The organism is Neobacillus novalis NBRC 102450 (assembly GCF_001591805.1).
Classification (GTDB): Bacteria; Bacillota; Bacilli; order Bacillales; family Cytobacillaceae; genus Neobacillus; species Neobacillus novalis.
In genome coordinates this window covers 23,194-48,544 of record NZ_BCVP01000005.1, presented here as the reverse complement: position 1 = coordinate 48,544, position 25,351 = coordinate 23,194, and the positions used below count along the sequence as shown (strand labels likewise).

The following is a 25,351-nucleotide window of genomic DNA, read 5'->3' as shown; positions in this document are numbered from 1 at the left end:
TCTTATGCTAATTGCATTTTTGCACCTCAAAACGGAACGACTTATTATTTAACAGCTTTTTCTTATTCGACTAACGTGGCAGGTTAGCTGAAAAAGGAAATAAGGAGAAGAAATATTTAAAAAAAGGATTTTACAAATATAAAGATAATTATACTTAATATAGTAATTTTAGTCATTTAATGGGAGGAAAGAGAGCATGCAAAGAATAATTAGACAATTTTCAAATTTATTTCCTGCATTTGTAAGTGGTTTGTTTTTTGGTGTTTTTTCTACTTTTCTTATTATTTTTGTTTTAATAAAGACAGGTCTATTAAGAAGTTTTTTCAATTAATGGATGCCTGAGTCGAAGAGCCAGCTGCCAAACCAAGCGACTTTTTCTTATTGAACTAACGGAGCAGGTTAGCGGGAGAAGGAGAATTAATTTATCAAGTGGAATATACAGTAGTAATGGGTTTTAGGGGTGATATAACAATGGATGAACTATTTTATAGGTGGTTTAATGACCACAAGGAAAAGCTGCAAAAAATGGGGATTCAAACTGACTTAATATCAAAATCGATTCAATCTTGTAATCCAAATCCAAGTATTTTTGTAGACCATCTAACTAGTACAAGGGGTGGAAGAGTAACTGTTTGGAAATCAGGCTTTATTGATATGGAAATCTTGGACATTCAATCTGTTGAACTTATCTTTTTTAAACATTTAGATTTAACAGTTGAATATTCAGATATTGAAAATTTATTGGATGAATATATCGAAAAATTGATTAGCCAATCTTAAAATTCTTTATTGTGCTAACGGGGGCAAGAGTTAAAGAGAAGGATCGCCGCAGCGGTCTTTTTTTCTTGTTCCACTTACGGACTTTTTTGATAAAATATTTTATGTCCATCGACAATATTTTTAAGTGTTTTTTTGAGTTTATTCGTATTATATGATGTAACCGTTTATTAATAGAATACAGGTGGGGGGATGCTAACTTGGATGATGAGATTTTATTAAAAGGGTTAAAAGCTCATGAGATAGACGATTATTCATTAATCATGAGCAAATATAATAAACTTTTATGGGTTATCATTGGTGGGATTTTGAATGAGGTTGGTACACCACAGGATATTGAAGAATGTATCTGTGATGTTTATATCAAGCTATGGGAGAGACCAAAATCATTTAATCCGAAAAAAGGAACTTTGAAAACTTTCTTAGCTACCATTGCAAGAAATAAAGCCTTAGATAAATACCGACAATTGACAAAAATGAAAACGGTTGAACTGAACGATACCAATCATGTCTCCAATGATGATTTGCTAGACTATGTTTTAAACAAAGAAACATCTGAACAACTTTATATAGCCATTAAATCATTTGATGAACCTGATAAAGAAATTATGATACGTCGCTATTTTCTTGCAGAAAAACCCACTGCAATCGCAAAAAAAATTTCCATCAATGTAAAGGAAGTTGAAAATAGGCTTTACCGTGGGAAATTAAAACTAAAAAGGATGCTCGCCGAACAGGGAGGTACGTTTTGAAAACAAACCGATTGATTTCAGATTTGAATGAAACCCAAATCGATGAACTACTTAAATATGCTCCTTCATATTCAGAGGGAAACGATAAAAATATTATGAATCGTTTTATAGAGAAAACATCTGGGATAAAAAAGAAACATACTAAAAAGAAACCACTAATTGTTGGGGCAATGGCAGCTAGTTTACTATTTTCCGCAGGGTTAGGTTATGCAAATTCAGATAAATTGACTACCATTTATCATGGGATTTTTGGTGAAGGGGGAACGTCATATATTAGTCAATATGGTACTGTTTTGAATAGCGAAGTTGAACATGATGGAATTCAACTGAGATTAGTATCGGTTATTCACAATCCCTCTGATCATGTAATGGTATTCTTCACGTTAACAGATAAAACAGAAGACCGATTAAGTAAAACGACAAAACTGCACGCAAATTATGGATGGGATAATCTTGACTATGATCCTGCCACTAAAACAATTACTTATTTGGCGAATATAATTGGAGAGCAAAATCAAACAATGACCTTCTCAATTCACTCTATCACTACTGACAATGGAAAAAAATACAATGGAAATTGGTCGGTCAAGTTTAAAGTTCCTGCACAAGTAAAAAATCTTGAGATAGTTGCTAATAATAACTTCTCTTTACACAATGGAGCTCATGTAAAATTTGATAAAGTAAGTTTGGACCCACTAGGACTAGAAATAAATTTCCACACTTTATCTTCCACCGAAAGCATTAATCGAGATTCATGGGAAGACTGGGATAGCTGGAGAAACAATACATTTGTGACTTATAAAGATGGTTCGACTTTAAATTTATATGCTTACATGGCAAACAATAATAGGGTAGTATTTTCAACTGGACCAAGAGCAAATAGGAAAGTTATTGACCTCAAAAATGTAGCATTTATTACAATTGAGAATCAGAAAATACCCGTATCAAACAAATGATTTATCAAATTCACAAAAGGCACTATTTATACTTTTAATTCAAAACCACAAAACTCAGTTTGTGAAAGAATGTACTTAAGCTAACGGGTGCAAGAGTTAAAGAAGTGATCGCTTCGGCGGTCATTTTTCTTGTTATGCTAACGGTGCAGGTTAATGCAAAAGACATATGGGTTATTATATATATAATAGGTTGTAAACGCCTGCTCTTTCTGCCAGCCTTTTCCTGGCTATTTAATTTGTCTAATTTCGACTGTTTTTGTCGAATGCATTTCTTTTATGTTGAAAATATTTTACATTTAAGTTACCTATTTAGGAATTTTTATACATAAAAATATAATTAGAGGGAAAAGATGTGAATAGAAAGTGAATTTCAATGAACATGGGAACTTGAATGGTGGCATTATTAGAGGATTATCAATGCAGGATGTAGAAAGTTTTTTTGTAAGGGACTTCTCCACCTCGCAAACCAGAGCCAGGAATTTCGCAGGATTTCAACAGTTTTTAAGCATCCTTAGTACAATTGGTGTTAAGCAGAGGTTATCTAAATTGTGGTTAGACGGCAGTTTTTTAACTAACAAAATAGATCCAAACGACATTGATTTGGTTTTTTACTTTAATCCCGAACCAAATGATATTCCATATATTCTACAATTTCTTCAAAATGAAGCAAAAAAAATTCATACAATTGGCGTACAATACTACTGCGATGCCTACTTTTGTATAGACCACACCTTAATACCAAGTAACGAAATTGACGCAAAAAGGCATTTTGAATACGAAACAAAATATTGGATGGGTCAATTTGGGTTTAACCGAGATGCAAGAAATAAGGGTATAATAGAACTTATTTTATAAGAGAGAGTAGGTGATTTAATTGTTCGAATTCGAATCCATTTCTTTTCCTTCACAGTTGCGGTCTGATTTTCCTATAAAAGAACATATTGAAGAGTCATTACAAAAACTTGATGAAAGCAATCCTTATCATCAACTTGCTAGGTTTTCCTTTAATGAAATAGTTAGATTTGAGCAAAACCAAAGACTTAAAAAAGAAGATCTATTAGTCAGAATCCACTCTCCTCTTCCCTCAGGTAAAGTAAGTCTCAGATCGTTGAATTTAGTTTCATCAGGAATTCAAAGAGTTTTTACAAGTATTTACAATACTTTTTTTGGTAAGGGGAACAACCGTGGAATGATTCCAAAGGAGATAATTGAATCTAGTGAATTAATTCTTAATGCTACCTCGGCTGGTTCTTTTAGACTACACCTTAATTTAAAAAGTAATAACCCAATTATGGCAAGTCATGATTTAGCTGCATTAGATCAATTGACTCAACTTTTTGATGAAATGGAAAAACGAGAGGATTATACCGATATAGCAGAAGAATATGGTAATAGGACATTTAACATCTTGCGAAATTGGTTTCAAGAGTTGGAAAAGGGAAATGTAGAATTTGAATATTTTAATAACCAGAACAACAAAGCAGTAGTGCTAAATAAAGAAAAAATTAGAAAAGCTACACAACAATTAGAATCCATAAAAACAAAAGAAATATTAGAACCGCTAATGGTTTCTGGAGAATTAGTATCGGCTAGTTCCACCAATAATTCCTTCGCAATTATTTTGGATACTGGTCAAACTCTAAAAGGGAAGACTACTGCCGAAGTTTTCAAAATGGGATTAACCATTAATGAGAAATATAAGTTTAACCTTACCAAAAAAATTATCGAAAATACTGCGACTGGTGAACAAAAAGAAAGTTATTTTTTGAATTCAACCGAAAAAGTTTAAATTTAAGAAAGCCCCTCTTTGGCAATGAGGGGCTTTCTTATTGAGCTAACTGGCAGTTTAGTTTAACAAAAAGAAGGATATTTAATGGAAAATGTCGAAACAAGAAGGATATTAAGGAGTGAATTGAATGGACTATTTTAAAATACTTTCTATCTTTATAGTCTTTTACATAATAAGATATTTTATGGACTCTAATTATAAGAATAGAGCAAAGAAATATGTAGTAATGGGTATATTCATCACTTCGGTTTTAGCAATTATTGTAGAAACAGGAATACGTTTCTTATTGCATTAACGGGGCAGTTTAGTTGAACAATGATAAAAAACTACAAATGAGGAAAAATATGGAGAATGTGATTATTGCCTTTCTATACATAGGATGGCTTTTAATGCCTATCTTGTGCGTTATATTTTGTTTGAATTTGGTTTCTATATTGAAAAAGGTAAAAAACGAAGAAAAAACTACGGTCAATACTGCTTGGCTTACAATATCTTTCACTCTTATTGTGTGGAGCATAGCAATGATAGCTTCAGCAGGCGTTTATTAAGCTAACGGGTGTGATAGTGAAAAGGCAGTGGAGTATCCGTTGCCTTTTGCCATCCATTTTTAAAAATACTTTCTGTAAATTTCTCTTCTAACGCTTCCACTTAGCTGAGCATAAATTCTGGTGGTCTCGCTTTTTTCGTGTCCCAGTAAACTTTGAATAACATCAATGGGAGCTCCGTTGTTCAATAGGTGTGTAGCATAGCTGTGGCGTAGCTGGTGTGGATGAATTTCTTTGTTGATCCCTGCCCGACTTGATATTCGTTTTATGATATATCTCATTTGTCCAATACTCATTCTATGTGGGTGCCGTTCAGTAACAAAAATTGCTGGGTCTTTATCCTGGCGAAGGTCTAAGTATCGCTTGAGCCATATTTCACACCGTATATTAAAGTAGACCTCCCTTTCCTTATCACCCTTTCCAAGGACAATAGCTGATCGATTCGACCAATTAATACAATTTTTATCAAGAGAAACAATTTTCCCTATTCTACAACCCGTTGAAAACATAAATTCAAATAATGCCTTTTCCATTGGCGTAATGCACGCTTCCCTCAAATGTTCTATTTCTCTTTCTGTTAAAAATTTTGGAATCCGTTTTCCTTGTTTAGGTTCTTTGATTTTCGCAGCTGGATTTTTCGGGATATGCCCTTCCTCGTGTGACCAACGAAATATCGATTTAATAAATCGAATTCGATGAGCCAAACTTGATGGCTTTAGGTGTTCGCTTGATTTTGCCAAGTATTCTTTCAGCCGATCAGTCGTCAATAATTCAATATTTACATCGTTAAAGTATTGGATAAGTAGCTTAGATTGGAGCTTATATGCTTTTAATGTCTGAGTGGAGAATCCTTCAATCTTTTTATCCGATTCATATAATTCCCAGGTTTTTGATAATAACAAAATAATATCCTCCTTTTTTCGGTTATATTGGAGGAATTATTGCCTTGATTGTTGAATTGGAAACGTAAGGTATTGAACTATCGGTCAGTTTAGTAGCAGAAGGTTTAGAAATATTAGTAGAATTAATATATTAAAACTTTGTAATAAAGGGTGGTATTTTTGGTTGAAAAATTCATTGAAGTAGAAAATGCTATGCTTTGGACTAAAAAAAGGGGAGACGGAATCCCTGTTATTTTAATCAGCGGAGGACCTGGAACATGTAATTATTTAGAACCTTTGTCAACTCTTATAGAAAATTTTTGTAAGGTTATTATGTTTGACCCAAGAGGCTGTGGTCGCTCCACTTATGATGGAGAGGGGTACGACTTAAAAATATGTCTTCAAGACATAGAAAGAATTCGATGTGAATATGGGATTGAAAAGTGGGTCGTAATTGGTCACTCTTGGGGTGCAGATTTAGGACTTGCATACTCTCTTATATATTCTCATTCTATCTTAGGGTATGTTTCTATATCTGGAACTGGAATTCAAAATGATCGGGATTGGAAGAACGCTTACAATCGTAACAAAGCAGAAATGGGAGAAGTAATTCCAGACTTTGAATACGAGGATAATAAGATTGTCCACCGTTCACTAATTGATTCTTGGAGGCATTATATAAAAAATCCTAACTTGTTAAAAGACATCTCACATCTTGAATTACCCTCTCTGTTTATCTACGCCGAAAATGATATTCGACCATCTTGGTCAATTAAACAAATTTCAAACCTTATTAATATTTCTAAGTACATTGAATTGAAAGGGGCTGAGCATTATATTTGGCTTACCAAGCAAAATAAATTAGGAGAAGTTCTTGGAGATTTTATAAAAAAATTCAAATGATTTTACTTCAACATTGATGCTCTCTCCTTCTTTCTTTAGTTAATTAACGGGTGCGATACTTCAATAACGAAGGTCGCTTTTTTCTTCTTCAAGTAACAGGCAGAATACTTCAATAAGTAATATGGGGTTTTATAGTAAAGTCATCTTAAAGGGGGAATAAAATTGAGTAAAAAAAGGAAGTTGCTATTCATAATTTCAATTGGTTTGAATATATTGCTCGTCGCAATTGTGGCTTGGGGAATTATCAAGATGAATTTTGTTAAAGAGCAAGTTCTTGTCACAGAAGTACAGAATAATTTAGTGGAATTAGAAGGTTTAATTGCACATCAGATTGATAATGATTGGTCAGAACCGAATTTGGTGACAACTGAATTGGGGGATGTATTAAATGGAATTTGGCTTGGCATGACTACTGGGGAACAATTAGGGACACTTTCAGAAAGTGATAAGAAAACATTGTCGCACCTGCATTCAAAATTAACACAATATCCGAATGATAAATTATATAGCTTTGCTGATGTAACTGATGAAGATAAAAAGAATTTTGAAAAGCTGAGGGAAATACTTCGTGAGGTAGGATTAGGATTAAATATAACAATCAGTGCAAATATGGATTCTTTTATGAAACAAGCAGAGGAATTAAATGAAAAGATTGAATCCCCATTAAATTAACATATACCTGTGCTAACGGGTGCGATTCTTCAAGTGGAATATTCGCTTCCTATACTACCATTTAAGAACAATAGTTTCTTCCATTTTTTGTGGTGAAGTAGGGCTTCAAGGATGGCTAACGGGTGAGGTTAGTTGAAGGAAAAACTAATTATTTTCTAGAATAAAATATCAATAACGACTTAACTAGAAATTGAAAGGGGGATGTTATGTACAGGTTATTTGGACTTTTAATAATTAGTTTATCACTGTTGGCAGCCTCAATTGTATTGCAAGTTGCTGTGGCGGAAGGGCAAGGGTTGCATACTATTTCTGTTTGTCTAATTTTAATTGTGTTAATCTTGGGCATTTTATTGCTAATTCCTAAAAGTAATAGCCAAAACAATGAAGAGGTATTTGTGTCAGAAGAAGAAATAGAGGCAGAATTACTGAATTCTAATCATAAAAATAAATGAAATCTAGGGATGTGCTGTTCTGATGGGGGTCAATGCATTTTTTCAAGGATTAAATAAACGTAGCAGCAATCCTGTAATAAGTTTGTGAACAAATGTACTTAAAGTAACGGGGGCTAGAGTTTAACAAGGATCGTAACGGCTGCGGTCATCTTTTCTTATTGAAGTAACGGGGCAGGTTAGTGCAATAAGAACTTTAAAATATGCTAAAATTAGGTAATTAAAAGGAGGGGTAAAATGGATTATGAAATAAGAGTTGCTAGCCTTAATCATTTTGAGAAAATAAAGCCAATACATAAAGAGGTTCACGACCTACACGTTAAGGGTAGACCAGATAAATATAATCCAACAAATAACACATTAGATTTTAATTATTTTAAGTCATTAGTTGATGATAAGGACTCTATAATTTACATCATTGAAAATGATGTAAAAATCATAGCATTTACATTTTTAAGAAAGTATCAAACGGCTCACCGAGAAACTGTGGTAAAGAAGGAATACGTTTTTATGGAAGACCTTGGTGTTACAGAAAAATTTAGAGGTGAAGGTTTAGGAAAATTACTTTTTAATAAAGCCTTAGAGTTTACAAAAGAGGTTGGTGCAACAAGTTTAGAGCTTGGTGTTTGGGAATTTAATGAGCAGGCGATTAAGTTTTACGAAGCTATGGGAATGAAAACCCAAGCGAGAAAGATGGAAATCAAACTATTATGAGGCTTACTTGTTGAACTAACAGGTGCGATTCTTCAATAAGAATGGTCGCCTTTTTCTTCTTCAAGTAACAGCAGGATAGTTTAATAAGAAGTGACAAAATGGGGATACTGTTGACAGAAGATTCAATTCGAATTGAGGTTAAAAAATGGCACTTCTTTTTCGTCTAATCATATTTATAATCCTATTAAATAGTTGCCCAATGTTAAGTACGGCTAAAGAAATTAAGTATAATCACAACAGCAAAACTATTTCAGAAATAACGAAGGAAGTTGACTTTACAGTGTTAACTCCCAAAAAGATACCTATTGATTGGACATTAGATACCAAAACATCCCCTTGGATAATGCTACATTATATGGACAGCAAGGATACCAAATTGATGGTCGCTATTCATTTAAGAAGAGGATTTCCATTATCCGATGAAGATTTTCCTCATTCTCAGCAAGTTGATATTAATGGAAAAAAAGGTTATTTTCAGAAATGGATAGAAAGTGGTGAAATTGATAAAAATGGTGACACCATTACTGGTGGCTTACTTAATTGGGTACAAGATGGTACTTATGTAGAAATGAATAGTTCAAGATTACCGAAAGAAAAAATGTTAGAAATTGCAAGGTCGATGAATTACCTTTATTAAATCACAACAAATGGACTGTTTCGGCAGTCTTTTTTCATTTCGTTATTCAAGTATAGGAGTTGAAGAGGAAAAAACGCTTAATGCGTATTTGAAATCTACTGTGCAACAAAGGAACTTTTATAATGTCTTTGAAATAAGCATCAGAATACTTGGTAATGCGTAAATAATACACATAATTGCAAATACGACAAAAAAGGTTATTAGAGGGTTAGGCAACTTGTTATAACGATAAATAAGAAAAATACTTATTAGAATAAGAATAATGAGGAAAACTAAAGTTGACATATAATACCTCCAAATTTTATGTATTTATTTTATCAATGAATGGGGTTACTTTCCATTGTTTCTTCGGAATAACTAGAAGGTTTATTACTCACTTAAATGATATTGTGAAGAAATGTACTTAAGCTAACGGGGGCTTTACTGGAACAACGATATTACCCTTTTCTTCTTCGTAACGATGCAGTTGCTTGAACGATGAAAATTAAAATAAATGTTAGAATTTTTTTAAAGATTTAGTGGAGGAATAAAAAATGATAAATATTGGGACATCATTTTTCAGTTATTTTCAATACTCATACCAGTGGCTTTTATTGTTCTTATTGTCCTATTCGTACGATCGTCAAAGAAACGAGATGAACGTCTAAAAAGGATAGAGGAAAAAGTAGATAATTTAAAAAAATGATAATTGAATTTTTTATTAAACCAAAGGTGGTTTCTTTTGAAAAAGGAATGCACCTTTTTTTCTAATTAAAGTAACGGGAGGTTAGTTTAAGTGAAGTGCAATAGAAAACACATATTAATTCACAAGAAAAGAGCTTGGATTCCAAGCCCTTTTAATTTAAAAATATTTTGTTTCCTAATTAGAGGAAAGTCCCGTTTAGGATGGATTGATTATTCATTTTGTTCCGCAAAATTATCTGTGACTTTTACATTATTTTCTTTAAGTTTTGCTAATATTAGATTTTCATATGCCTTAAATTCCCCACTGATAGGTACGGTTATTACTTTATTATCATCTGTTATAAATTGATACTCATTTAAATCGATGACATTTGTCGCTTCATTTTTTGAATAAACTATTTTCACTTCTTGAAGATGCGACCACTCATTAGTTTTTTCATTGAGCGTGTTTAAGGAATTGTAATGGACTCCTTTTTCATCGAAATAGTAATAATTCGTTATGCCTCCCAATAAAACGGGAATGCTCAAAAAAATTAGAAACAGCGTAACCCATTTCATTTTCTTGAACTCATATTTGTATTGAATGATTAAATGTAACGTTAAAACTATCGGAATCCAGATTATAGCTATTAAACAGGCAATATAGGCTGAAGGAGGTGCTATGAAAAACCATTGCGAACGGCGGTCGTGATAAATAGAATCTTGTATTAGACCAAGCAATAAAAATGGTGTAATGGGACTGCTAAAAAATAATATAATCGTCCAAACGAGAAGAGAAGGTCCTTTTTCAGTTTTAACTATTAAGTTGCTCATTTTATTCCACCTTATATATTATTTAATGTACTAATTTTATGAATTAATTTACCATTAGATTGAAAAACCTTCGATACTTTTCTGTATATTTAAATAATAACACAACAAATTTTCTTTTTTACAAAATATTAAAAATTAAAGATAAATTTCCTTTAAATGTATTAGGCAAACATTTTATTTTTCCTACTGAAAAATGCCCCTCGATTTTTAAGGGACATTTTATTTGAAATACAAAATATCATTCAGCGTAAACTGTTTATCCTTAATGCCAAGCTGTTGAGCGGGGATTAATTCGATTTATATATGTTACGTTTACACAAAGTATAAACAATTCAAACGGAACTGGGTATAACCCATTTAAATGGTGTCATTATCCATTAAGGTTGTGAAAGATTACACTTCAACTATCGGGTGCTTTAGTTTCACAACAAATGGGCTGTTTTCGGAAGTCCTTTTTCTTTTGTTGTGAAACTAACTTGGCAGGTTAGATGAAAAAACGAGTTGGGTATTTATGGTATAATAAAAAAAGAAATACTAAGAGGAAATGCTAATTAAATATTGAAAGGGTGTGTAACGTTTGATTTATTGGAAATGGTCCTATAAAAAGAAGTTTCTTTGGAATTTAGTGCAAGTTCCTTTAGTTATCACATTAATAATATGGGTTTTACTTTCAGATAAACTTTCATTATTTTTATCTATTGATATTATTACATTTATTTTGGCGGTTACGGGAATTACATTATTTTATACTTATAGCAAATGGAAAAAAGAATTATCAAGCTAACGGGTGCAAGAGTTTAAGATGGGGACCGCTACGGCGATCCCTCTTCTTGTTGAGCTAACGTGGCAGTTTTGTTTAAGAACGGGGATATATTTATTAGCCAATAAACAAATAAATCCATCCAAGAGGGATTCTCCAAGGATAGATTTATTTGTAATTCCAGCTATCTAAACATTCTTTAGTTGGCAGGATTCTTCTTCCAGTCACTTTTCTTTTACTAACAACTATCCCGCAGTGTCACTTCTTCTTAAACTCCTAATAATCTAATTGACGTAAATACAATAAGATTTCATTTTCATTTATTTTTTTAAACTTATACTTACGAACTTGGCTTTCAATTTTCTTTTTGTCATCATCTTTACTACTGAATAAATCTACTAAGTGCAAAATTACTTCTGTCGACACAGTTACTAATCCACCTGACCATACTGCCCCTAATTCCCAACCTAATGTTTCTGTATCAGAAAGTTGTGACTTCGCTAATTCATCCATTTCTTTTTTGTATTCGCCTTTGATTAGAATATATTCTTCCTTATTTCTAAAGGCTAATAGTAAATCTTCAGCATTATAAACTTCGAAATAAGCATTTTCCTTCTCTAATTGTATTAATTCATCTAGCACAGTTCCTTCACTTTTCTCTACTGTTTTCGCAATAGCTTGAATTGTTTTGACTGAATAATGATTGACACTTTTTTTATTAACACTTGAAAGCATTTGCTGACTGATTCCAGTTTCTTTAAATACATCGTATCGTTTTTTCCCGTTCTTTTGCAGATAAATATCTAATAGACTCATTTTAAAATTCTCCTTTCCCTATAATAAATTATTTTTTACTAAAAAATTTTTTGCTTAATTATATTTTAGTATATGTGTAAAAAAATGTAAATTGTTATTTTATTTAATAATCAATGAATTTTATTTTTTCGTTGTATCACGTAAGTTTGTGAAAGTTTGCACTTAAACTAACGGGTGCGATACTTCAATAAGGAGGTCGCCTTCTTTCTTTTTTCGTATGAAAGATTTGTGAAATATTGTACTTAAACTATCGGGGCAGGTTAGTGCAAGAAGGAATTAATTATATTTATGGTAAAATACGGGTAAAGAATTGCATAACTTTTGTTCAACAAACGGACCAACTTGGAGAATAAGAGTTTAAATGGGGGGCTGAACTTGAAAGATAGTCAAAATAAGAAAATTGGGATGGGCTCGATTTCATTATTGCTACTTATGTTTGGGATACTGTTTTCTTTTTCATGGAAAAATACCGAGGCTCTTGGAGATACCATATTAAGGTTCCTAGGGTTAAACCCTTGGTCAAACGGCGAAATGGGAACACATTATACGATAATTTATTCACTTATCTTCTTTATACCCGCATTAATACTGGGTCATAAGTACAAAAGCAACCTTGGAGCCAAATTGGGTAGGAATTTGTCTTTAATTATGATTATCCCAGGATTATTATTAGTGTTTTATGCAATAATTTAATACTGCTAAAGGGTACGGTTGCGGAGTAAACCTTCTTAAAGTAACGGGTAGCGATACTTCAATAACGAAGGTCGCTTTTTTTCTTCTTCAAGTAACGGTGCAGGTTAGTGGTGCGAAATGTTTCTAGCTTAAATTGAGATTGGTCACAATACTCAGGTAAAGGCTAGACAGTTCCTGTCGGAACTGAAGGATTATATCGAAGAATCAAATGATGGGGTAACGTCCTGAAGGGTTCTCTCTTAGTCGAATTGCACTGGATTTAGTAAGAATGATAGTGTTATAAGCTCGGCAAAAAGGCGTGAGAATTTACCGTAACAGGTTAAGCTGACGAAAGCCTACCCGATGGGGTGGTGTAAATCATGATGCTTGAGTTGAATGAATATGGTGAGAATGCAAAATAAACCTAAAAGAAAAGGTTAAGCTGACGAACTTCTGAATGTACGGGTCTATACCTGCGATACATAGAAATGTGTATATCACCAAATTGTGAGGTTAGATGTGGGTGAGTAAAAATAACTAATATGAAAATCCATGATACGTTACAGGCGTATGAATGCTAACAGGCTTACAGGAAGCACCTTAGTTCATTCTATAATAGATATAATTCAACGTTGTAAGCTGATAACGTGGAGGGCTTACTCCCGAAGAAGCGTTGGCAAGGAAAGCAATAATGACATTAGTTATTGTATAACTTGTCTTTATGTCAGTGAAAGTGGTGGCACAATACCAATGAAAGGTCTAATCAGCCTGGAGGGATAGCCACTAGACTAATGAAGAATCATTTAATCATGTAAGGCAAATCTTTATCGGTTAATAAGGTTCTTGTGAGACTAATAGAGGTTCACCTCCTACGGGAGGCACCGACTTATTAAAACGGAGGAATTGAGACACGGAAGGGGCTACGATTTCTAAAGTGTCGATGATTAAATCGAATTGGATTAGTTGGAACGCCGTATGCGGTGAAAGTCGCACGTACGGTGTGAACAGGGGGAAAGGTGGCGATAACTTCAAAGCCCTACCTATCTGTATGAAGAAGAAAGATGGTAGAATTGGAGATATAATTCATATTTATAGAGGTGATTATATGGATAGCAGATTAAATAACCAATTAGAAATTCTAAATAATTCTGTTCGTAGTGAAGACTTTATTGATATTGCTTATGATGTTACTGAAGAAATCGAAAGTTATGAAAATGCTTTTGATGTTGTTGAACCTATTCTTAAGCTGATAGAACAAAATCCAGATATTGATTTTGGATTACCAGGTCCACTAGTACACTTTGTTGAACAATTTTATGGAAATGGTTATGAAGAAAAGTTAGTTCAATCAATAGAAAGGTTTCCAACTTCTCACACAGTTTGGATGCTAAATAGAGTAGTAAATGGGTGCGAAGGAGTGCAAAAGAAATATTATTTAAATGTATTAAAAAATGTCCTTAATTTACCCAATGTTAATAAGGATTTGACTTCAATTATTAAAGAATTTTTATCTATGCACAGTTGAATTACTTCAAGTAACGGGTGCGATTCTTCAAAAAAGGATTGCTTTTTTCTTATTCAAGTAACGGGCAGGTTAGCTGAAGAAGGATTTACAATAAGGAATAGAGAATAACTCAATAATTAAAAGACCTTTAAAGGAGTTAAAGGATACATTATGGAATTGACTTGCAAATTAGGAAAAATAGAAATCCTACTACCCGATGCCTCAACTTCGTATTTCTTTATTGATGATGATTTAGCAGAACTGTTTAATTTGGAAACGAATAATGAAGCATTAAAACTTCTACGCAAAGCCATTAGAGAAAAGGTTGAACCAAATATATATAAGCGTATTGGTTTTGATTACGAATCAAGTGCGGTTATTATTCGAACGACCAATGCTGAATTGATTCTAGAGATAGCCTTGGTTATAAATGAAATTGCTAAGGTGAGCTTAGCCGAACAAGAAATAGGCATTGCCAAAAATCAATTACTCTCACATAAAAGACCCAAGAAGCAAAAATGGAAAGTGGGAGATATATGCCAAATCCCTCTTGAGAATGGTACATATGCCTTTGGACAGATAGTTTGGAAAAGCTATACACACCCTGTTTGTGGCTTATTTGATATTAATAAAACCGAAATCCCTACTTTAGAAGAAATTATGAGTAATCCCTTTATTTCGATACTATCATTAACACCAAATTCATTAGATAGTCACCGTTGGAAGGTGATTGGTAATATGAATGTAAGCAATCAAAAGGAGGACGTCCCTAAAAAATTCAACGGTACCGATTGTATTGGTGCCATTAGTTTTTCAAGTGGTATCCTTGAAGATTTAGCAAACGCCTTTTACGGAGTTACACCTTGGAACGTATTTGCTGAAGAGGATTATTTTGACCAAATTCTGTTACCAACTATTAAACGTCCTTCGACTGCTAAGGTTTTATCGTTATCCGAAAGGAAGCTTTATCGAAAAGAAAGAAAATGGGAGTAAAAATTTTTAACAAGTAAGATTGTGAAGAAATGTACTTAAAGTAACGGGTGCGATACTTCAATAACGAAGGTCGCTTGTTTAATGACAACAAAGTCGGGTACTATGAAACGCTGAAACCCGCATTAATACGTCCGATTTTACACTTTATAAAAAAGAATGTCGGGTACCGACTTTTTTCATGCGTAACAACAAAGTCGGGTACTCGACTGTCACAGATAATAAAATAAATTGCCGCTTCTTTTAACTAGGAGTTCGGAATTATTTAACAATTATTGCGAAGTAATTGTTATACTTTTAATTAAGGCAATAGAATTCTTTTTTTAAATTGATATCAGGAAACACTATTCCGAAAGTGAGGTTGAAATGAAGAAAGGTTTAGCAAAGAGTTTATATATAAATATTTTAAAGGTTTCGATTAAAATTATACTATTGTTAATAAGTGTGAGTAGCATTACTTCCTTACGCTCATTAGTTTATTTGAGGGACAGTGCTGGTTTTTCTCATAGTTTTGGGTTTTATCCAATAAATTTTTTAAAAGAAATTTTTATCACATTCATCCGATTATTTTCCATATACGATTCTAAATTTTTTTACATGGGTAAAGAATACGACGTGTTTCCTTATATTATTGATAAATATATTTACACAATGAGCATTTTATTTTATGCCATAATTATAACTATTCTTGTATCCTTCCTTATTTCGTATGTGTTCCATTTCTTTTCTAAACGTTTTAAGCGGTTGTTCGAAGGAATATTACTTATAATGGATTCCATACCCGATATAATTATTATTCTAGCAAGTCAATTACTTGTTATCCGTCTCTATCAGGCAACAGGATTTAAAGTCCTCCAATTGTATGGACTTAGAGATAACGTTTATCTTCTTCCAATCATATGCTTAAGTTTCGTTCCAATCGTAATGGTCGTCAAAATCATGATTAAGATTTTTGAAGAAGAAATAGAAGAACAGTATGTAGAATTTGCTATTGCTAAAGGTTTATCGCGATCCACTGTATTCATTAAACATGTTGTTCGGAACGTAATAAAATCGATATTTAGTCATATCGGCTTGATTTACTGGTATATGTTATCATCCTTATTTGTTATTGAATACCTGTTTCAAATGCAAGGTTTTACATCACTCTTGTATAGAGTTAATGACAGCAGTTTATCTTCTGTTGCAATCATTTTGATATTAATACCTTTTGGTTTAATGCGGGCTGCTTTTTTCAGAATTTATGAAAGGAGAGTATTAAATGAATAAGGTTAATTGGTCCAAAATTATTTTATTTATTATTTTCAGTGTTTTCTTACTCTTTCTATCAGCTAGTTTTATAGTTGAATTTGGAATGAAGAATTCAGTTGAACCTGAAAGACTTATCTATACTTCGGAAGGTAAGGTTTTAAGACCTCCATTTCCATCATCTATTGAACATCCATTGGGAACGGATAAAAACGGAAATGACTTCCTATTCAAATTGATAAATGGCTTTAAATACACATTTTTCATATCAGCCATCGTCACCCTTTTAAGATTGATGATAGGAATTGTTTGCAGTTTCGCTATATTGTTTTATTTAAAGAAGATAAAGCCTTATATTGAAACATTTTTAACGCCATTTCTTTATGTTCCTGCTTTCATTCTATTTATCCTTTTAGCAAAAGAAGAAGAAATTATCATTAACGCACATGGAGAATACTTTCTGATTTTTTATCAGATCATCATCGTTTCTTTAATTGGATTTCCTCCTTTGCTTTTTCTATTGATAAAGGAATATGAACAATTATTAAATAAAGACTATGTTGTCGCGTCAAGATTACTTGGAGCAAATAAATTTCATTTAGTAAGAAAACAAATTTTCCCTGTTTTCAAAAGGCGGTTGTTTATTGTATTTATACAACAAACAATTGCTACTATCATCTTATTAATTCATCTAGGTGTGTTCCAAATATTCATTGGAGGAAAAGTAAAAGGTGGAATAATTGGAGAAGATAACAAGTATCTATCCAATTCAAGTGAATGGGGCGGGATGATTGGTCAAAGCATACTTGATATGGTTCATTTCCCTTGGCTTCTAATATATCCTGCACTTGCCGTGATAGGTTTAATTCTGTTATTAAATATTATGATTATGCAATTAGAAAAAATATATGATAGATAAATTATTTTTAAAAGAAAGATAAATTATTTTTAAAAATTTGCAGCTATGAAGATCTAGCTGCCCTTTTTTATTTCCACAATAAAGACCTGAGCCAAAATAGGAACAGGTCAAAAATTTAAAAACATTTTACTACATAATGAGTTATGCCGAACAACAATTATAAATGTCAGTACCCGACTTTCTTGTTCAGTACCCAACTTTGTTGTCGAGTACCTGACTTTGTTGTCCAGTACCCGACTTTGTTGTCTTTCAACATCGCTTTTTTTCTTCTTCAAGTAACGGGCAGCATTCCTGTAATGAAGAAATATGAGGTTTGAACATAAAAAAGCCCCTTGGTATGATATAAGTGTCCAAAGCTTGGCGGCAAAAAGGACAACAAACACATATACCAGGAGGCTATTCAAATGAATTATAACCAAAATGAAAAGATTGCTAAAATTACTTCTCAAACATTAATTATAGGTGTTGATATTGCTAAATACAAGCATGTGGCAAGAGCCCAAGACTTTAGAGGTTTAGAATTTTCAGCACCTTTATACTTTGAAAATACAGATTCTAGCTTTAACTGTTTCATAGAGTGGATAAAAAAGTTAATGGATCAAAACAATATGGAAAAGGTGATCGTAGGAATGGAGCCGACAGGTCACTATTGGCTTAATTTAGCTCACTTCCTTAAGGGGAAAAATATCAAGTTTGTAGTTGTAAATCCTATGCATGTAAAGAAAAGTAAAGAGTTAGATGATAATTCTCCAACTAAAAATGATGTAAAGGATGCAAGAGTTATCGCACAATTGGTCAAAGACGGGAGATATGCTGAACCTAATATTCCACAAGGAGTATTTGCAGAACTTCGTGTGGCTAGAAAAATACGTGATCTCCTATCTGTTGATCTTCAAGCAGTTCAAGGGCAAGTCCATAATTGGATAGACCGCTATTTTCCAGAGTTCCTTACCGTCTTTAAAGATTGGGAAGGTAAATCTGCTATACAATTATTAAAACTAAATTTATTGCCACATGAGTTAGTAGCTCTCTCTGAACAAGAGATACTAGTACATCTTCGAAAAGCTGTTAAACGTGCAGTGGGACTCAGTAAAATAAAAGAACTAAAGAAGGTTGCAGTTGCTTCAATTGGCATTCGGGAAGGTTCTGATATGGCTAAGTTAGAGCTTCGCACTTTAATAGACAAATATGAACTAATAAATGAAAAGTTCGAAGAACTGGAATCTAACATAGATAAACTTCTTGAACAAATTCCAGGTGTTGAACAAATGTTGGCTATTAAGGGAATAGGGAAAGACACGATTGCAGGCTTTTTTTCAGAGGTAGGAGACCTAAGTTACTATTCTCACCCAAGACAGATTATCAAACTAGCTGGGCTTAGTCTTAAGGAAAATACATCTGGAAAGCATAAAGGACAAACCAAAATTACCAAGAGAGGTAGGAAGACATTAAGAGCTCTCCTCTTTCGAGTTGCAATGCCTTTGGTCGCTAAAAATACTGCTTTTAAAGCATTACATGAGTATTTTACAAAACGCCCAGATAATCCTTTGAAGAAGATGCAATCGCTAATTGCAATATGTAATAAGCTCATACGTATTTTGTTTACCATCGGTAAAAAGCAGTGTGACTTTAGTGAGGAACGTATGTTAAGGGACATTCCTCATATGGCAGCATCATTACAGATAGCAGCTTAAATTTCTTTTGATTGATATTAATTACTAGGTTAATTGTTTTACACATTTGAAGCACGGATTAGTCAGTAAATCAACTAAAATACGGGCAAGGACCCTGTCGGGCAGCATGACTGACATCCACCTCATGGAAAGGTTGGACGAAGGAATTTTGGAGCAAAGACTCTGTGAGATATGGGAGGGTTAACCTCCATGAGAAATGTGGAGATCCACCAGTGCGACCATACTTTAACTAGTTATCCATCTTTTGGATAAGGGTGGTTTGATAGCTATAAGTCGTTTTTTCAGTTTGTCCCCAAAATTATCCTTGAATACACCTTTATTCCAAGCTACAAATGAATCTTAAAACAGACTACTACGTAATTTGGAGAAAACAAGAGAAATCGAGAGATTTTCCTTTCTATATAGAGGGAGTTTAGTTTAATAAGAATCACTCGTCACATATGGTGTTTTAAGGTAACATTAGTTTATGGGAGGGGTTGGGATGAATAAAGAAATTGAAGAAATTATCGTTAAGTCATTCTTTAATAAAAGGATTCAGCAGAGAGTGTTGTTTGAATTATCTTCGTCAAAAAAACGGCAGGATGCAATTGAAAGACTGAATCACAATTATTTAGATACTCTTCGTAATGAATTTATGATTGAAATCCCCAAACCTAATTCTGACCCAGAAGAAATAGTAAATTTATTGAAGGTACACGGTGCAAGTAAAAATTGTTATGTAATATCTTGGCATTCATTAGATGGTAAAGAGTTTCCTCTTACAACTGCCATAGAAGAATTGATATGGTATGGAATGCCTTCATTTATTTCTTGTACACACGGTAAATTAGCGTATTTTCAAGCGGAACAAGTATATGGGGCACCACCACGATTTATCTTAAAAAGAACATTATAAAAATAAAGTTCTTATTCAACTCCCATGAAAATTAAAATAGTCTAAAAACTAAAAAAGAGCATACAGAAATAGACCCAGAAAATTACTTTTTTAAAAAAAGGCTGAGCCTTATGAGTGATCTGATTGAGTTTGGTAAATCGTTAAAAAAAAACCTCCAATTATAGCAAATAAAGTAGAGGCTAGCGCGACGACCAAAAAAGGATTAATCTCCCATGAGTGCTACCCATAAAGGGCGCGACAGTCGGTGGTACACCGTGGTCGTCGGAGTCAGACTAACGGATGGGCTCAAAGGCACCATAGTTCAACGACCTTCTTCGCCAGCCATTAAAACATTATCGACCTAGAAACCAATTTTCATTCTCTGTGGTGAAGCGCTGATTTTTGCGCTTCATGGATGGCTAACGGGTAGCTTTAGTGAAATAAGAAATAATAATAAATACACAAAAAACACCGTGCTAATTACTAACGGGTTTACTTCAGAGGTGCAAACAGTCAAAACACAGCCTAAAACACATTGGAATTCGCATATGAATTCTAATGTGTTTTTTTGTTGTCATATCAATGTTCGTAGGTAATTCTTCAACTAATTCATACCCCAAATCGCAGAATAAATCGCAGGTATGGAAATAATTATTGTAGGGTATGTGAATTCGTTGTGATTAATAGTGTGAATTCATATGTGAATTTTTAGAACGGAGGAATAACTCTTGCTCAACAACTGGGACTTACAAATAAACAATTCTCGCTAAATGATATATTGTAATTTAAATAAATCACTCCCACTGAACGGAGTGATTATATTTTTTATAAAGGATTTAGTTATTTATGTTAATATAGTTCTAATATAAAGAGGTGATAAGGTTGGAAAAGGGAATAACAAAAGAACAAGTTATGGGTCTGTTATTAAGTGCTTGTCCTTCATACTCTGAAAGATGGGAAAAATATTTAGAAGAAAATTATGAAGATGGGGATGAGCAATTACTTTATATAGATGTTGCTGATTTTGCTAATCATATAATTGAAATATATAAACTTAACGAAACTGAAGAATTCGAAGCTGTTTTTGAAGTGATCGAGCTTTTACACATACAAGGTGATGAATTTGTTAAAGAATTGGCAACGATTGGACTTTTGGAAGATATTCACCTTAGCCTCACTGACAAACAGGAGCACGATTTTTTTGTTAAATATTTGAAACCAGAGTCTTTGCAGTGGTGGAACTATCTTTTTGATTTTTGGTCAGGGAAGTTATTCAATGAAAGACCCAAAAGCCCCCAGTTGAATACATCATTGGAATCCTCGAAAAAACGAACAAAGAAACAACGGAGAGATGCCAAGAATGGTAAAAAATACAAATAATTATGTAACAAGGCTTGGAGAAAAATCCAAGCCTTTTTTCTGTGAATTATATTGTGAATTCATAGGTGAAACAATTGCGATTAATAGTTAGATATTAATTGCGATTTACTCTTTTGCACCCCACAAGTAAACCCGTTACCTAATTACTATCGGGTTTCGTTTCCTATCACAAACATTAAAAATGTATGTTAAAATGAGTGCCAATTTGCATATAAAATTGACACTCATCTTTTATTGGTATAATGCTGTTTTTGCTAACTGCATTTTGAGCCACTCCGATCATCAAAAAGTGAACCACTTGTCCTTTTGATACTGGAAAATCTGGAATGCCTTGACATGGAGCCTCCAGAGGTATGATTTTGCTCGAAAGCCGAGACACCAAGGTGTTTCGAGTCGGCAGTGAGCCTATCATACCTCTCACTCCAAATCATGGCGTGCTCAAACTGGAAATTGAGTGACTTACGATTTCGTGATCGAGGTGGCTCTATTTGAATGAGCAAATACAAATGCCATTTGTGCGGAAATTACATAAAAATTTGTATAGGAAAATGCACCCCAAATTGTAGGGGTACAATGGCTGTTGTACCCCTACAATTTTACCCTTAATTTGATATACAAATTGTCTTACAAAAATGCTTGAATGTACGTTATAATTGGATATATATGTTAAGATGAAATGAAGTTTGTGAAAAAATGTACTCACGCTAACGGACAGTTTAGTTCAATAAGAGTTCACTGAAAAATTGGGGATATATAGTAAAATGTAATTAAAGTATACGGTACATTATTGAAATCCAGCCAAGAGGTGTTGAATTGAAACTGACAAATTATGAAATCGACGAAAGAATTTTAGTGGTTCTGAATACGAGGTTAATAAAATGAACAACCTTAAGTTTTTCATTTATCAAGTCATACTAACATATATGGGTATTGCGAATGATATTGTGTTTAGAGAGTATGTATATGACCCAACCTTCTCTATTAATAATAGGCTTCTTCCAGCTTTATTTGAGTCATCTATAAATTTGGTTATTCTGTTTTTTGTTTTTAAATTATATTTTTCTCTAAAAACAACTAAGTTGAGATACAAGATTATATTACATATAGCTGCTTTTATTGTTGGAGCGATTGTTTTGGCATTGACTATGGGTGTGATTGTCCATATGAATTAACGACTGAAACTCCTTATTGAACAAACGTGGCAGCATCCCTTATATAAAAGATTGTGAAGGAATATACTTAAACAAACGGGTGCTTTACTTTTATATGGAGTTAAGCCTTTTTCTTATTCAAGTAACGGGACTTTACTTGAATAAGGAATATCATTAGAATTGATTGAAAGAAAATTAATAAAAGAGGTAAAAAAATGTTTGCTTATAAGTATAAGAGGTTAATGGAGGATTTTATTAATGAAGAAATTACTGTTAAGGATTTCGAACGTGGTTATCTAAATACATTTAAAAATGAGACAGAAAGAATGGATAACACGCTATTCGAAATCTTAAACGGAGTTTTTGAAGCAGTTGATTGTTATTGGCACGAATGCCTCCCTGGAGAAGAAACTGCCTTTGAAATATCCGAACAACAACTAAGAAAGGAAGTAAGTGAAGCGTTGGTTAAATTAAATAGTTTTTTGAATAACCCATAAACTTTATTCAACTCCCATGAAAATTAAAAAAGGTCAAAACCCAGAAAAAAGCATAACAAAATTAACTTTGACTCTGTACCAAGTAATCTTTCATTAATCTTGACTCCTGTTAAAAAAGCTTCAAGCTCATTTCTTTTTCCTCTTAAAAGCTTTTCTAGTAATTGATCTATATTTTCAATCCCACTTGGCGACGGCTTAGCAAGCATGTCTATCCTCCTAAAAAATAGATATTTTTGTAAACTTTTCTAATATTATACCAGATTACGATGAGTTTTTATTAGTTATATATTTGAAAATGTCATTCCATAATAAAGTGTTCTTTATTAAATAAATAAATCATAGAGTAGTACTATAATGTATTAGGAGGAAGGTCATGGCAAAAAAGTTATTGGTAGCAGTCATCGGGCATAGGAATTCTGGGAAATCAGAAACATGGAAAAAACTATTTAATGATAAGAACATTAGAACTGCTCAAAAGTCAGAAAGAAGACTCGAAGTTGGACAGAATTGTGAATACACCAATGTTTTTCTCATTAATGGATCACCGCAAGAACGCGGGAAAAAAGTTGAGGAAATTATTCAGGTGAACTATAACCCAGAAATTGTGTTATGTTCAATACAATTCAAAAAAGAAGCTTTAAATACATTGAAGTATTTTCATGAAAATGATTATTATATTTATTTGCATTGGTTGAACCCAGGGTATAATGATACTTATGAATATCCTGATTCTGAAAACATTATTGGTGATATTTTGAAAATGGATTCATTGGTAGGAAAAAGAAACGGTAAAACAAATTCAGATGCAAGGGTTGAAGAAATAAAGAATTATATTTACGATTGGTCTAAAAGAAACAGATTACTAAAAGTGTTTAGCAAAGTCTAAACTTATTTGTGCATTTTCTGAAATCATATAAGTGAACTAATGAACATCTAGGAAAACATGCACTAAAAAGGGTAAAGAGGGTCAAATTGATTATGACCAGCTTTATCTTTTTCTTTGCCCAAATAATCATCTTCTTTTTTAACTTCCTCGCGGTTCTGCATAATGCAATTAAGCCTTAGTAGTTCAACATAATAAAAGAAGGATTGAACCATAAATCTGTCATAATGCTCTGCCTCTTTAATGTTTGCAATTTCCATTCAATGAAAAAGTTGACGAAAAATTAAAGTATTATATTGTTATTCTAAAAAAGGATGATTAAAAAAATGACATCAATTGAATTTGCTTTTGAAGTACACGGATTAAATCACATAAAAAATCAATTATTAAATATATTGAAGGAACTTAAGTCTGAAACCCTGAAAGATAATATTGAGTATGCAACTTTATTGAATTATCAAAGTGGGGAAATACTCGGCAGAAGATTAGCTGGAAAATATGGTGAAATAAAAGTACAAGAACATTTTGATTTAATGGAAAAAGATAAACAATATGTTCACATACATACTCATCCAGATAGTTCGTCCTTTTCTCCGCCAGATATTAAGCATTTATTGGACTATCACCAATTGAAGAATGTTATAGTAATCGGGAAGAATGGGGATTTGCATTTAATGGGGAAAATAGGTGTTACGAATTTTCATGATTCAAGCAGGATGGCAGCATTATTTAAGAAACAGTTAATAGAAGAAATAGAAAATAAGGAGTTAGACCAAATAATTCAAAAAATAAATCCATGGCTACATAAATTTTGGACTATGAATTCTTCAAGTTTTAATTTGAAATATTCAACACTGAGAGGAGTGATTTAAAAATGAACGGGAAAGAAAACATTAAAAAGGATCTTTTTGAAGAATACGACTTTGTAACAGTTGAAATACTAACAAAGGTAATTAATAGTTTAGATGTAGAAGATAAATGTACAAATCCAGAAACTTTACAATATTTGGTTGATATAATTAATGAAGATAAGCGACAAGCCAGAGAAAGATAAAATAAATAAGCTTTGCAAAAAAACAAAGGACTTAAAAAATCAAAGTTCCTTTGTTTTTTTGTATTCTCAATTAACAAGCAATATAGATTAAAGCAAAATAATAAGTTCTTAACAGTCTTCTTCTTCTTAATATGGATCAACTTGATAAGTGAATAAACATTTATTTAGATTTGAAAAAGATTCAGTAACCTAACTCGTTTAAATAAAGTACTGTGCAAATTGATAAAAAAAATATGTAGGATTTTTTTATTTAATTTAATATTCTCTTCAATTACATAAGACGCTACAAGTGAAACCATGCTCTAATATTAACGATCTCAATCATTAAGCCCCTAAT

General features: G+C 32.7%; 29 protein-coding genes. 24 read left to right on the top strand and 5 right to left on the bottom strand.

Annotation, left to right across the window (positions count from 1 at the left end):
• Positions 1-471: 471 nt before the first annotated feature.
• The 6 genes from BANVL01_RS03595 to BANVL01_RS03570 all read left to right on the top strand — a co-directional run bounded on the left by BANVL01_RS03595 (position 472) and on the right by BANVL01_RS03570 (position 4,822).
• Complete coding sequence (locus tag BANVL01_RS03595) at positions 472-780, top strand: immunity protein TriTu family protein (RefSeq protein WP_066074831.1); 309 nt, start codon at positions 472-474, stop codon at positions 778-780.
• A gap of 197 nt (positions 781-977) precedes the next feature.
• Entirely contained in the window at positions 978-1,529 is a 552-nt protein-coding gene (locus tag BANVL01_RS03590) for a sigma-70 family RNA polymerase sigma factor (protein WP_066074828.1), read from the top strand.
• Entirely contained in the window at positions 1,526-2,485 is a 960-nt protein-coding gene (locus BANVL01_RS03585; RefSeq protein WP_066074826.1) for a DUF4179 domain-containing protein, read from the top strand. Before BANVL01_RS03590 ends, BANVL01_RS03585 begins: the two co-directional genes overlap by 4 nt.
• 363 nt (positions 2,486-2,848) lie before the next feature.
• On the top strand, positions 2,849-3,340 hold the full coding sequence (locus BANVL01_RS03580) for a DUF6932 family protein (protein ID WP_156487450.1): 492 nt from the start codon (positions 2,849-2,851) through the stop codon (positions 3,338-3,340).
• Positions 3,341-3,359: 19 nt separating this feature from the next.
• A complete protein-coding gene (locus BANVL01_RS03575) occupies positions 3,360-4,274 on the top strand; it encodes a hypothetical protein (RefSeq protein WP_066089927.1) in 915 nt (304 codons plus the stop codon).
• Positions 4,275-4,582: 308 nt separating this feature from the next.
• Positions 4,583-4,822, top strand: coding sequence for a hypothetical protein (locus BANVL01_RS03570; RefSeq protein ID WP_066089925.1), 240 nt, complete (start codon positions 4,583-4,585; stop codon positions 4,820-4,822).
• A gap of 59 nt (positions 4,823-4,881) precedes the next feature.
• Here the strand turns inward: BANVL01_RS03570 and BANVL01_RS03565 are convergent, their stop codons facing one another.
• Positions 4,882-5,721 carry a tyrosine-type recombinase/integrase gene (locus tag BANVL01_RS03565; RefSeq protein WP_066089922.1) on the bottom strand — a complete coding sequence of 280 codons (840 nt, stop codon included), beginning with the start codon at positions 5,719-5,721 and terminating at the stop codon, positions 4,882-4,884.
• Positions 5,722-5,880: 159 nt separating this feature from the next.
• On the opposite strand from BANVL01_RS03565, the gene BANVL01_RS03560 reads away from it, so the two are divergent.
• From BANVL01_RS03560 to BANVL01_RS03540, 5 genes are all read left to right on the top strand, one after another.
• Positions 5,881-6,603 (top strand): alpha/beta fold hydrolase, encoded by a 723-nt coding sequence (locus BANVL01_RS03560; protein ID WP_235845479.1) that lies wholly within the window; start codon positions 5,881-5,883, stop codon positions 6,601-6,603.
• A gap of 162 nt (positions 6,604-6,765) precedes the next feature.
• Positions 6,766-7,275, top strand: a complete 510-nt coding sequence (locus tag BANVL01_RS03555; RefSeq protein ID WP_066089919.1) for a hypothetical protein — start codon at positions 6,766-6,768, stop codon at positions 7,273-7,275.
• Between the two features lie 206 nt (positions 7,276-7,481).
• Complete coding sequence (locus BANVL01_RS03550; RefSeq protein WP_066089918.1) at positions 7,482-7,727, top strand: hypothetical protein; 246 nt, start codon at positions 7,482-7,484, stop codon at positions 7,725-7,727.
• A gap of 234 nt (positions 7,728-7,961) precedes the next feature.
• Positions 7,962-8,438, top strand: coding sequence for a GNAT family N-acetyltransferase (locus BANVL01_RS03545; RefSeq protein ID WP_066089915.1), 477 nt, complete (start codon positions 7,962-7,964; stop codon positions 8,436-8,438).
• Positions 8,439-8,583: 145 nt separating this feature from the next.
• Positions 8,584-9,075: a DUF4367 domain-containing protein gene (locus tag BANVL01_RS03540; RefSeq protein WP_066089912.1), complete on the top strand. Its 492-nt coding sequence runs from the start codon at positions 8,584-8,586 to the stop codon at positions 9,073-9,075.
• An 894-nt stretch (positions 9,076-9,969) separates the two neighbouring features.
• On the opposite strand, the gene BANVL01_RS03535 is transcribed toward BANVL01_RS03540, so the two are convergent.
• Together BANVL01_RS03535 and BANVL01_RS03525 are read right to left on the bottom strand one after the other, a co-directional pair.
• Complete coding sequence (locus tag BANVL01_RS03535; protein WP_066089909.1) at positions 9,970-10,572, bottom strand: hypothetical protein; 603 nt, start codon at positions 10,570-10,572, stop codon at positions 9,970-9,972.
• A 1,036-nt stretch (positions 10,573-11,608) separates the two neighbouring features.
• Positions 11,609-12,148, bottom strand: coding sequence for a hypothetical protein (locus tag BANVL01_RS03525; protein ID WP_066089905.1), 540 nt, complete (start codon positions 12,146-12,148; stop codon positions 11,609-11,611).
• Between the two features lie 375 nt (positions 12,149-12,523).
• Here BANVL01_RS03525 and BANVL01_RS03520 point away from each other — a divergent pair, with 375 nt between their 5' ends.
• From BANVL01_RS03520 to BANVL01_RS03470, 10 genes are all read left to right on the top strand, one after another.
• Positions 12,524-12,841 carry a hypothetical protein gene (locus tag BANVL01_RS03520; protein ID WP_066089902.1) on the top strand — a complete coding sequence of 106 codons (318 nt, stop codon included), beginning with the start codon at positions 12,524-12,526 and terminating at the stop codon, positions 12,839-12,841.
• 1,027 nt (positions 12,842-13,868) lie between these two features.
• On the top strand, positions 13,869-14,345 hold the full coding sequence (locus BANVL01_RS03515) for a hypothetical protein (protein WP_066147700.1): 477 nt from the start codon (positions 13,869-13,871) through the stop codon (positions 14,343-14,345).
• A 150-nt stretch (positions 14,346-14,495) separates the two neighbouring features.
• Positions 14,496-15,317, top strand: a complete 822-nt coding sequence (locus BANVL01_RS03510) for an Imm26 family immunity protein (protein WP_066089899.1) — start codon at positions 14,496-14,498, stop codon at positions 15,315-15,317.
• Positions 15,318-15,680: 363 nt separating this feature from the next.
• Complete coding sequence (locus BANVL01_RS03505; protein ID WP_066089896.1) at positions 15,681-16,583, top strand: ABC transporter permease subunit; 903 nt, start codon at positions 15,681-15,683, stop codon at positions 16,581-16,583.
• A complete protein-coding gene (locus BANVL01_RS03500) occupies positions 16,576-17,481 on the top strand; it encodes an ABC transporter permease subunit (RefSeq protein WP_066089893.1) in 906 nt (301 codons plus the stop codon). The genes BANVL01_RS03505 and BANVL01_RS03500 overlap by 8 nt, the downstream gene beginning before the upstream one ends.
• A 404-nt stretch (positions 17,482-17,885) precedes the next feature.
• Positions 17,886-19,175 (top strand): IS110 family RNA-guided transposase, encoded by a 1,290-nt coding sequence (locus tag BANVL01_RS03495; RefSeq protein ID WP_066089890.1) that lies wholly within the window; start codon positions 17,886-17,888, stop codon positions 19,173-19,175.
• 481 nt (positions 19,176-19,656) lie between these two features.
• Positions 19,657-20,070 carry a hypothetical protein gene (locus BANVL01_RS03490; protein ID WP_066089887.1) on the top strand — a complete coding sequence of 138 codons (414 nt, stop codon included), beginning with the start codon at positions 19,657-19,659 and terminating at the stop codon, positions 20,068-20,070.
• Between the two features lie 861 nt (positions 20,071-20,931).
• Positions 20,932-21,429 carry a DUF7674 family protein gene (locus BANVL01_RS03485; protein WP_066089883.1) on the top strand — a complete coding sequence of 166 codons (498 nt, stop codon included), beginning with the start codon at positions 20,932-20,934 and terminating at the stop codon, positions 21,427-21,429.
• An 878-nt stretch (positions 21,430-22,307) separates the two neighbouring features.
• Positions 22,308-22,601, top strand: coding sequence for a hypothetical protein (locus BANVL01_RS03475; RefSeq protein WP_066089878.1), 294 nt, complete (start codon positions 22,308-22,310; stop codon positions 22,599-22,601).
• Positions 22,602-22,795: 194 nt separating this feature from the next.
• The gene (locus tag BANVL01_RS03470; RefSeq protein ID WP_066089875.1) at positions 22,796-23,077 is read left to right on the top strand and encodes a colicin immunity domain-containing protein; all 282 of its coding nucleotides are present in this window, start codon (positions 22,796-22,798) and stop codon (positions 23,075-23,077) included.
• Positions 23,078-23,100: 23 nt separating this feature from the next.
• Here BANVL01_RS03470 and BANVL01_RS03465 read toward each other — a convergent pair whose 3' ends face one another.
• Positions 23,101-23,283, bottom strand: a complete 183-nt coding sequence (locus BANVL01_RS03465; RefSeq protein ID WP_066089872.1) for a hypothetical protein — start codon at positions 23,281-23,283, stop codon at positions 23,101-23,103.
• Positions 23,284-23,450: 167 nt separating this feature from the next.
• On the opposite strand from BANVL01_RS03465, the gene BANVL01_RS03460 reads away from it, so the two are divergent.
• Positions 23,451-23,963, top strand: coding sequence for a hypothetical protein (locus tag BANVL01_RS03460; RefSeq protein ID WP_066089869.1), 513 nt, complete (start codon positions 23,451-23,453; stop codon positions 23,961-23,963).
• A gap of 62 nt (positions 23,964-24,025) precedes the next feature.
• Here BANVL01_RS03460 and BANVL01_RS27650 read toward each other — a convergent pair whose 3' ends face one another.
• A complete protein-coding gene (locus BANVL01_RS27650; protein ID WP_156487449.1) occupies positions 24,026-24,220 on the bottom strand; it encodes a hypothetical protein in 195 nt (64 codons plus the stop codon).
• Between the two features lie 66 nt (positions 24,221-24,286).
• On the opposite strand from BANVL01_RS27650, the gene BANVL01_RS03455 reads away from it, so the two are divergent.
• The gene (locus tag BANVL01_RS03455; RefSeq protein WP_066089866.1) at positions 24,287-24,832 is read left to right on the top strand and encodes a hypothetical protein; all 546 of its coding nucleotides are present in this window, start codon (positions 24,287-24,289) and stop codon (positions 24,830-24,832) included.
• 2 nt (positions 24,833-24,834) lie between these two features.
• Positions 24,835-25,014, top strand: a complete 180-nt coding sequence (locus BANVL01_RS03450; RefSeq protein ID WP_066089863.1) for a hypothetical protein — start codon at positions 24,835-24,837, stop codon at positions 25,012-25,014.
• The last annotated feature ends 337 nt before the right edge of the window (positions 25,015-25,351 follow it).

Bases quoted from the DNA above. Each gene is read 5' to 3' on its own strand.
- BANVL01_RS03595 (WP_066074831.1), top strand. From the start codon at position 472: ATGGATGAACTATTTTATAGGTGGTTTAATGACCACAAGGAAAAGCTG.
- BANVL01_RS03550 (WP_066089918.1), top strand. From the start codon at position 7,482: ATGTACAGGTTATTTGGACTTTTAATAATTAGTTTATCACTGTTGGCA.
- BANVL01_RS03545 (WP_066089915.1), top strand. From the start codon at position 7,962: ATGGATTATGAAATAAGAGTTGCTAGCCTTAATCATTTTGAGAAAATA.
- BANVL01_RS03540 (WP_066089912.1), top strand. From the start codon at position 8,584: ATGGCACTTCTTTTTCGTCTAATCATATTTATAATCCTATTAAATAGT.
- BANVL01_RS03535 (WP_066089909.1), bottom strand. From the start codon at position 10,572: ATGAGCAACTTAATAGTTAAAACTGAAAAAGGACCTTCTCTTCTCGTT.
- BANVL01_RS03525 (WP_066089905.1), bottom strand. From the start codon at position 12,148: ATGAGTCTATTAGATATTTATCTGCAAAAGAACGGGAAAAAACGATAC.
- BANVL01_RS03515 (WP_066147700.1), top strand. From the start codon at position 13,869: ATGAAGAAGAAAGATGGTAGAATTGGAGATATAATTCATATTTATAGA.
- BANVL01_RS03510 (WP_066089899.1), top strand. From the start codon at position 14,496: ATGGAATTGACTTGCAAATTAGGAAAAATAGAAATCCTACTACCCGAT.
- BANVL01_RS03505 (WP_066089896.1), top strand. From the start codon at position 15,681: ATGAAGAAAGGTTTAGCAAAGAGTTTATATATAAATATTTTAAAGGTT.
- BANVL01_RS03500 (WP_066089893.1), top strand. From the start codon at position 16,576: ATGAATAAGGTTAATTGGTCCAAAATTATTTTATTTATTATTTTCAGT.
- BANVL01_RS03495 (WP_066089890.1), top strand. From the start codon at position 17,886: ATGAATTATAACCAAAATGAAAAGATTGCTAAAATTACTTCTCAAACA.
- BANVL01_RS03490 (WP_066089887.1), top strand. From the start codon at position 19,657: ATGAATAAAGAAATTGAAGAAATTATCGTTAAGTCATTCTTTAATAAA.
- BANVL01_RS03475 (WP_066089878.1), top strand. From the start codon at position 22,308: ATGAACAACCTTAAGTTTTTCATTTATCAAGTCATACTAACATATATG.
- BANVL01_RS03470 (WP_066089875.1), top strand. From the start codon at position 22,796: ATGTTTGCTTATAAGTATAAGAGGTTAATGGAGGATTTTATTAATGAA.
- BANVL01_RS03465 (WP_066089872.1), bottom strand. From the start codon at position 23,283: ATGCTTGCTAAGCCGTCGCCAAGTGGGATTGAAAATATAGATCAATTA.
- BANVL01_RS03460 (WP_066089869.1), top strand. From the start codon at position 23,451: ATGGCAAAAAAGTTATTGGTAGCAGTCATCGGGCATAGGAATTCTGGG.
- BANVL01_RS27650 (WP_156487449.1), bottom strand. From the start codon at position 24,220: ATGGAAATTGCAAACATTAAAGAGGCAGAGCATTATGACAGATTTATG.
- BANVL01_RS03455 (WP_066089866.1), top strand. From the start codon at position 24,287: ATGACATCAATTGAATTTGCTTTTGAAGTACACGGATTAAATCACATA.
- BANVL01_RS03450 (WP_066089863.1), top strand. From the start codon at position 24,835: ATGAACGGGAAAGAAAACATTAAAAAGGATCTTTTTGAAGAATACGAC.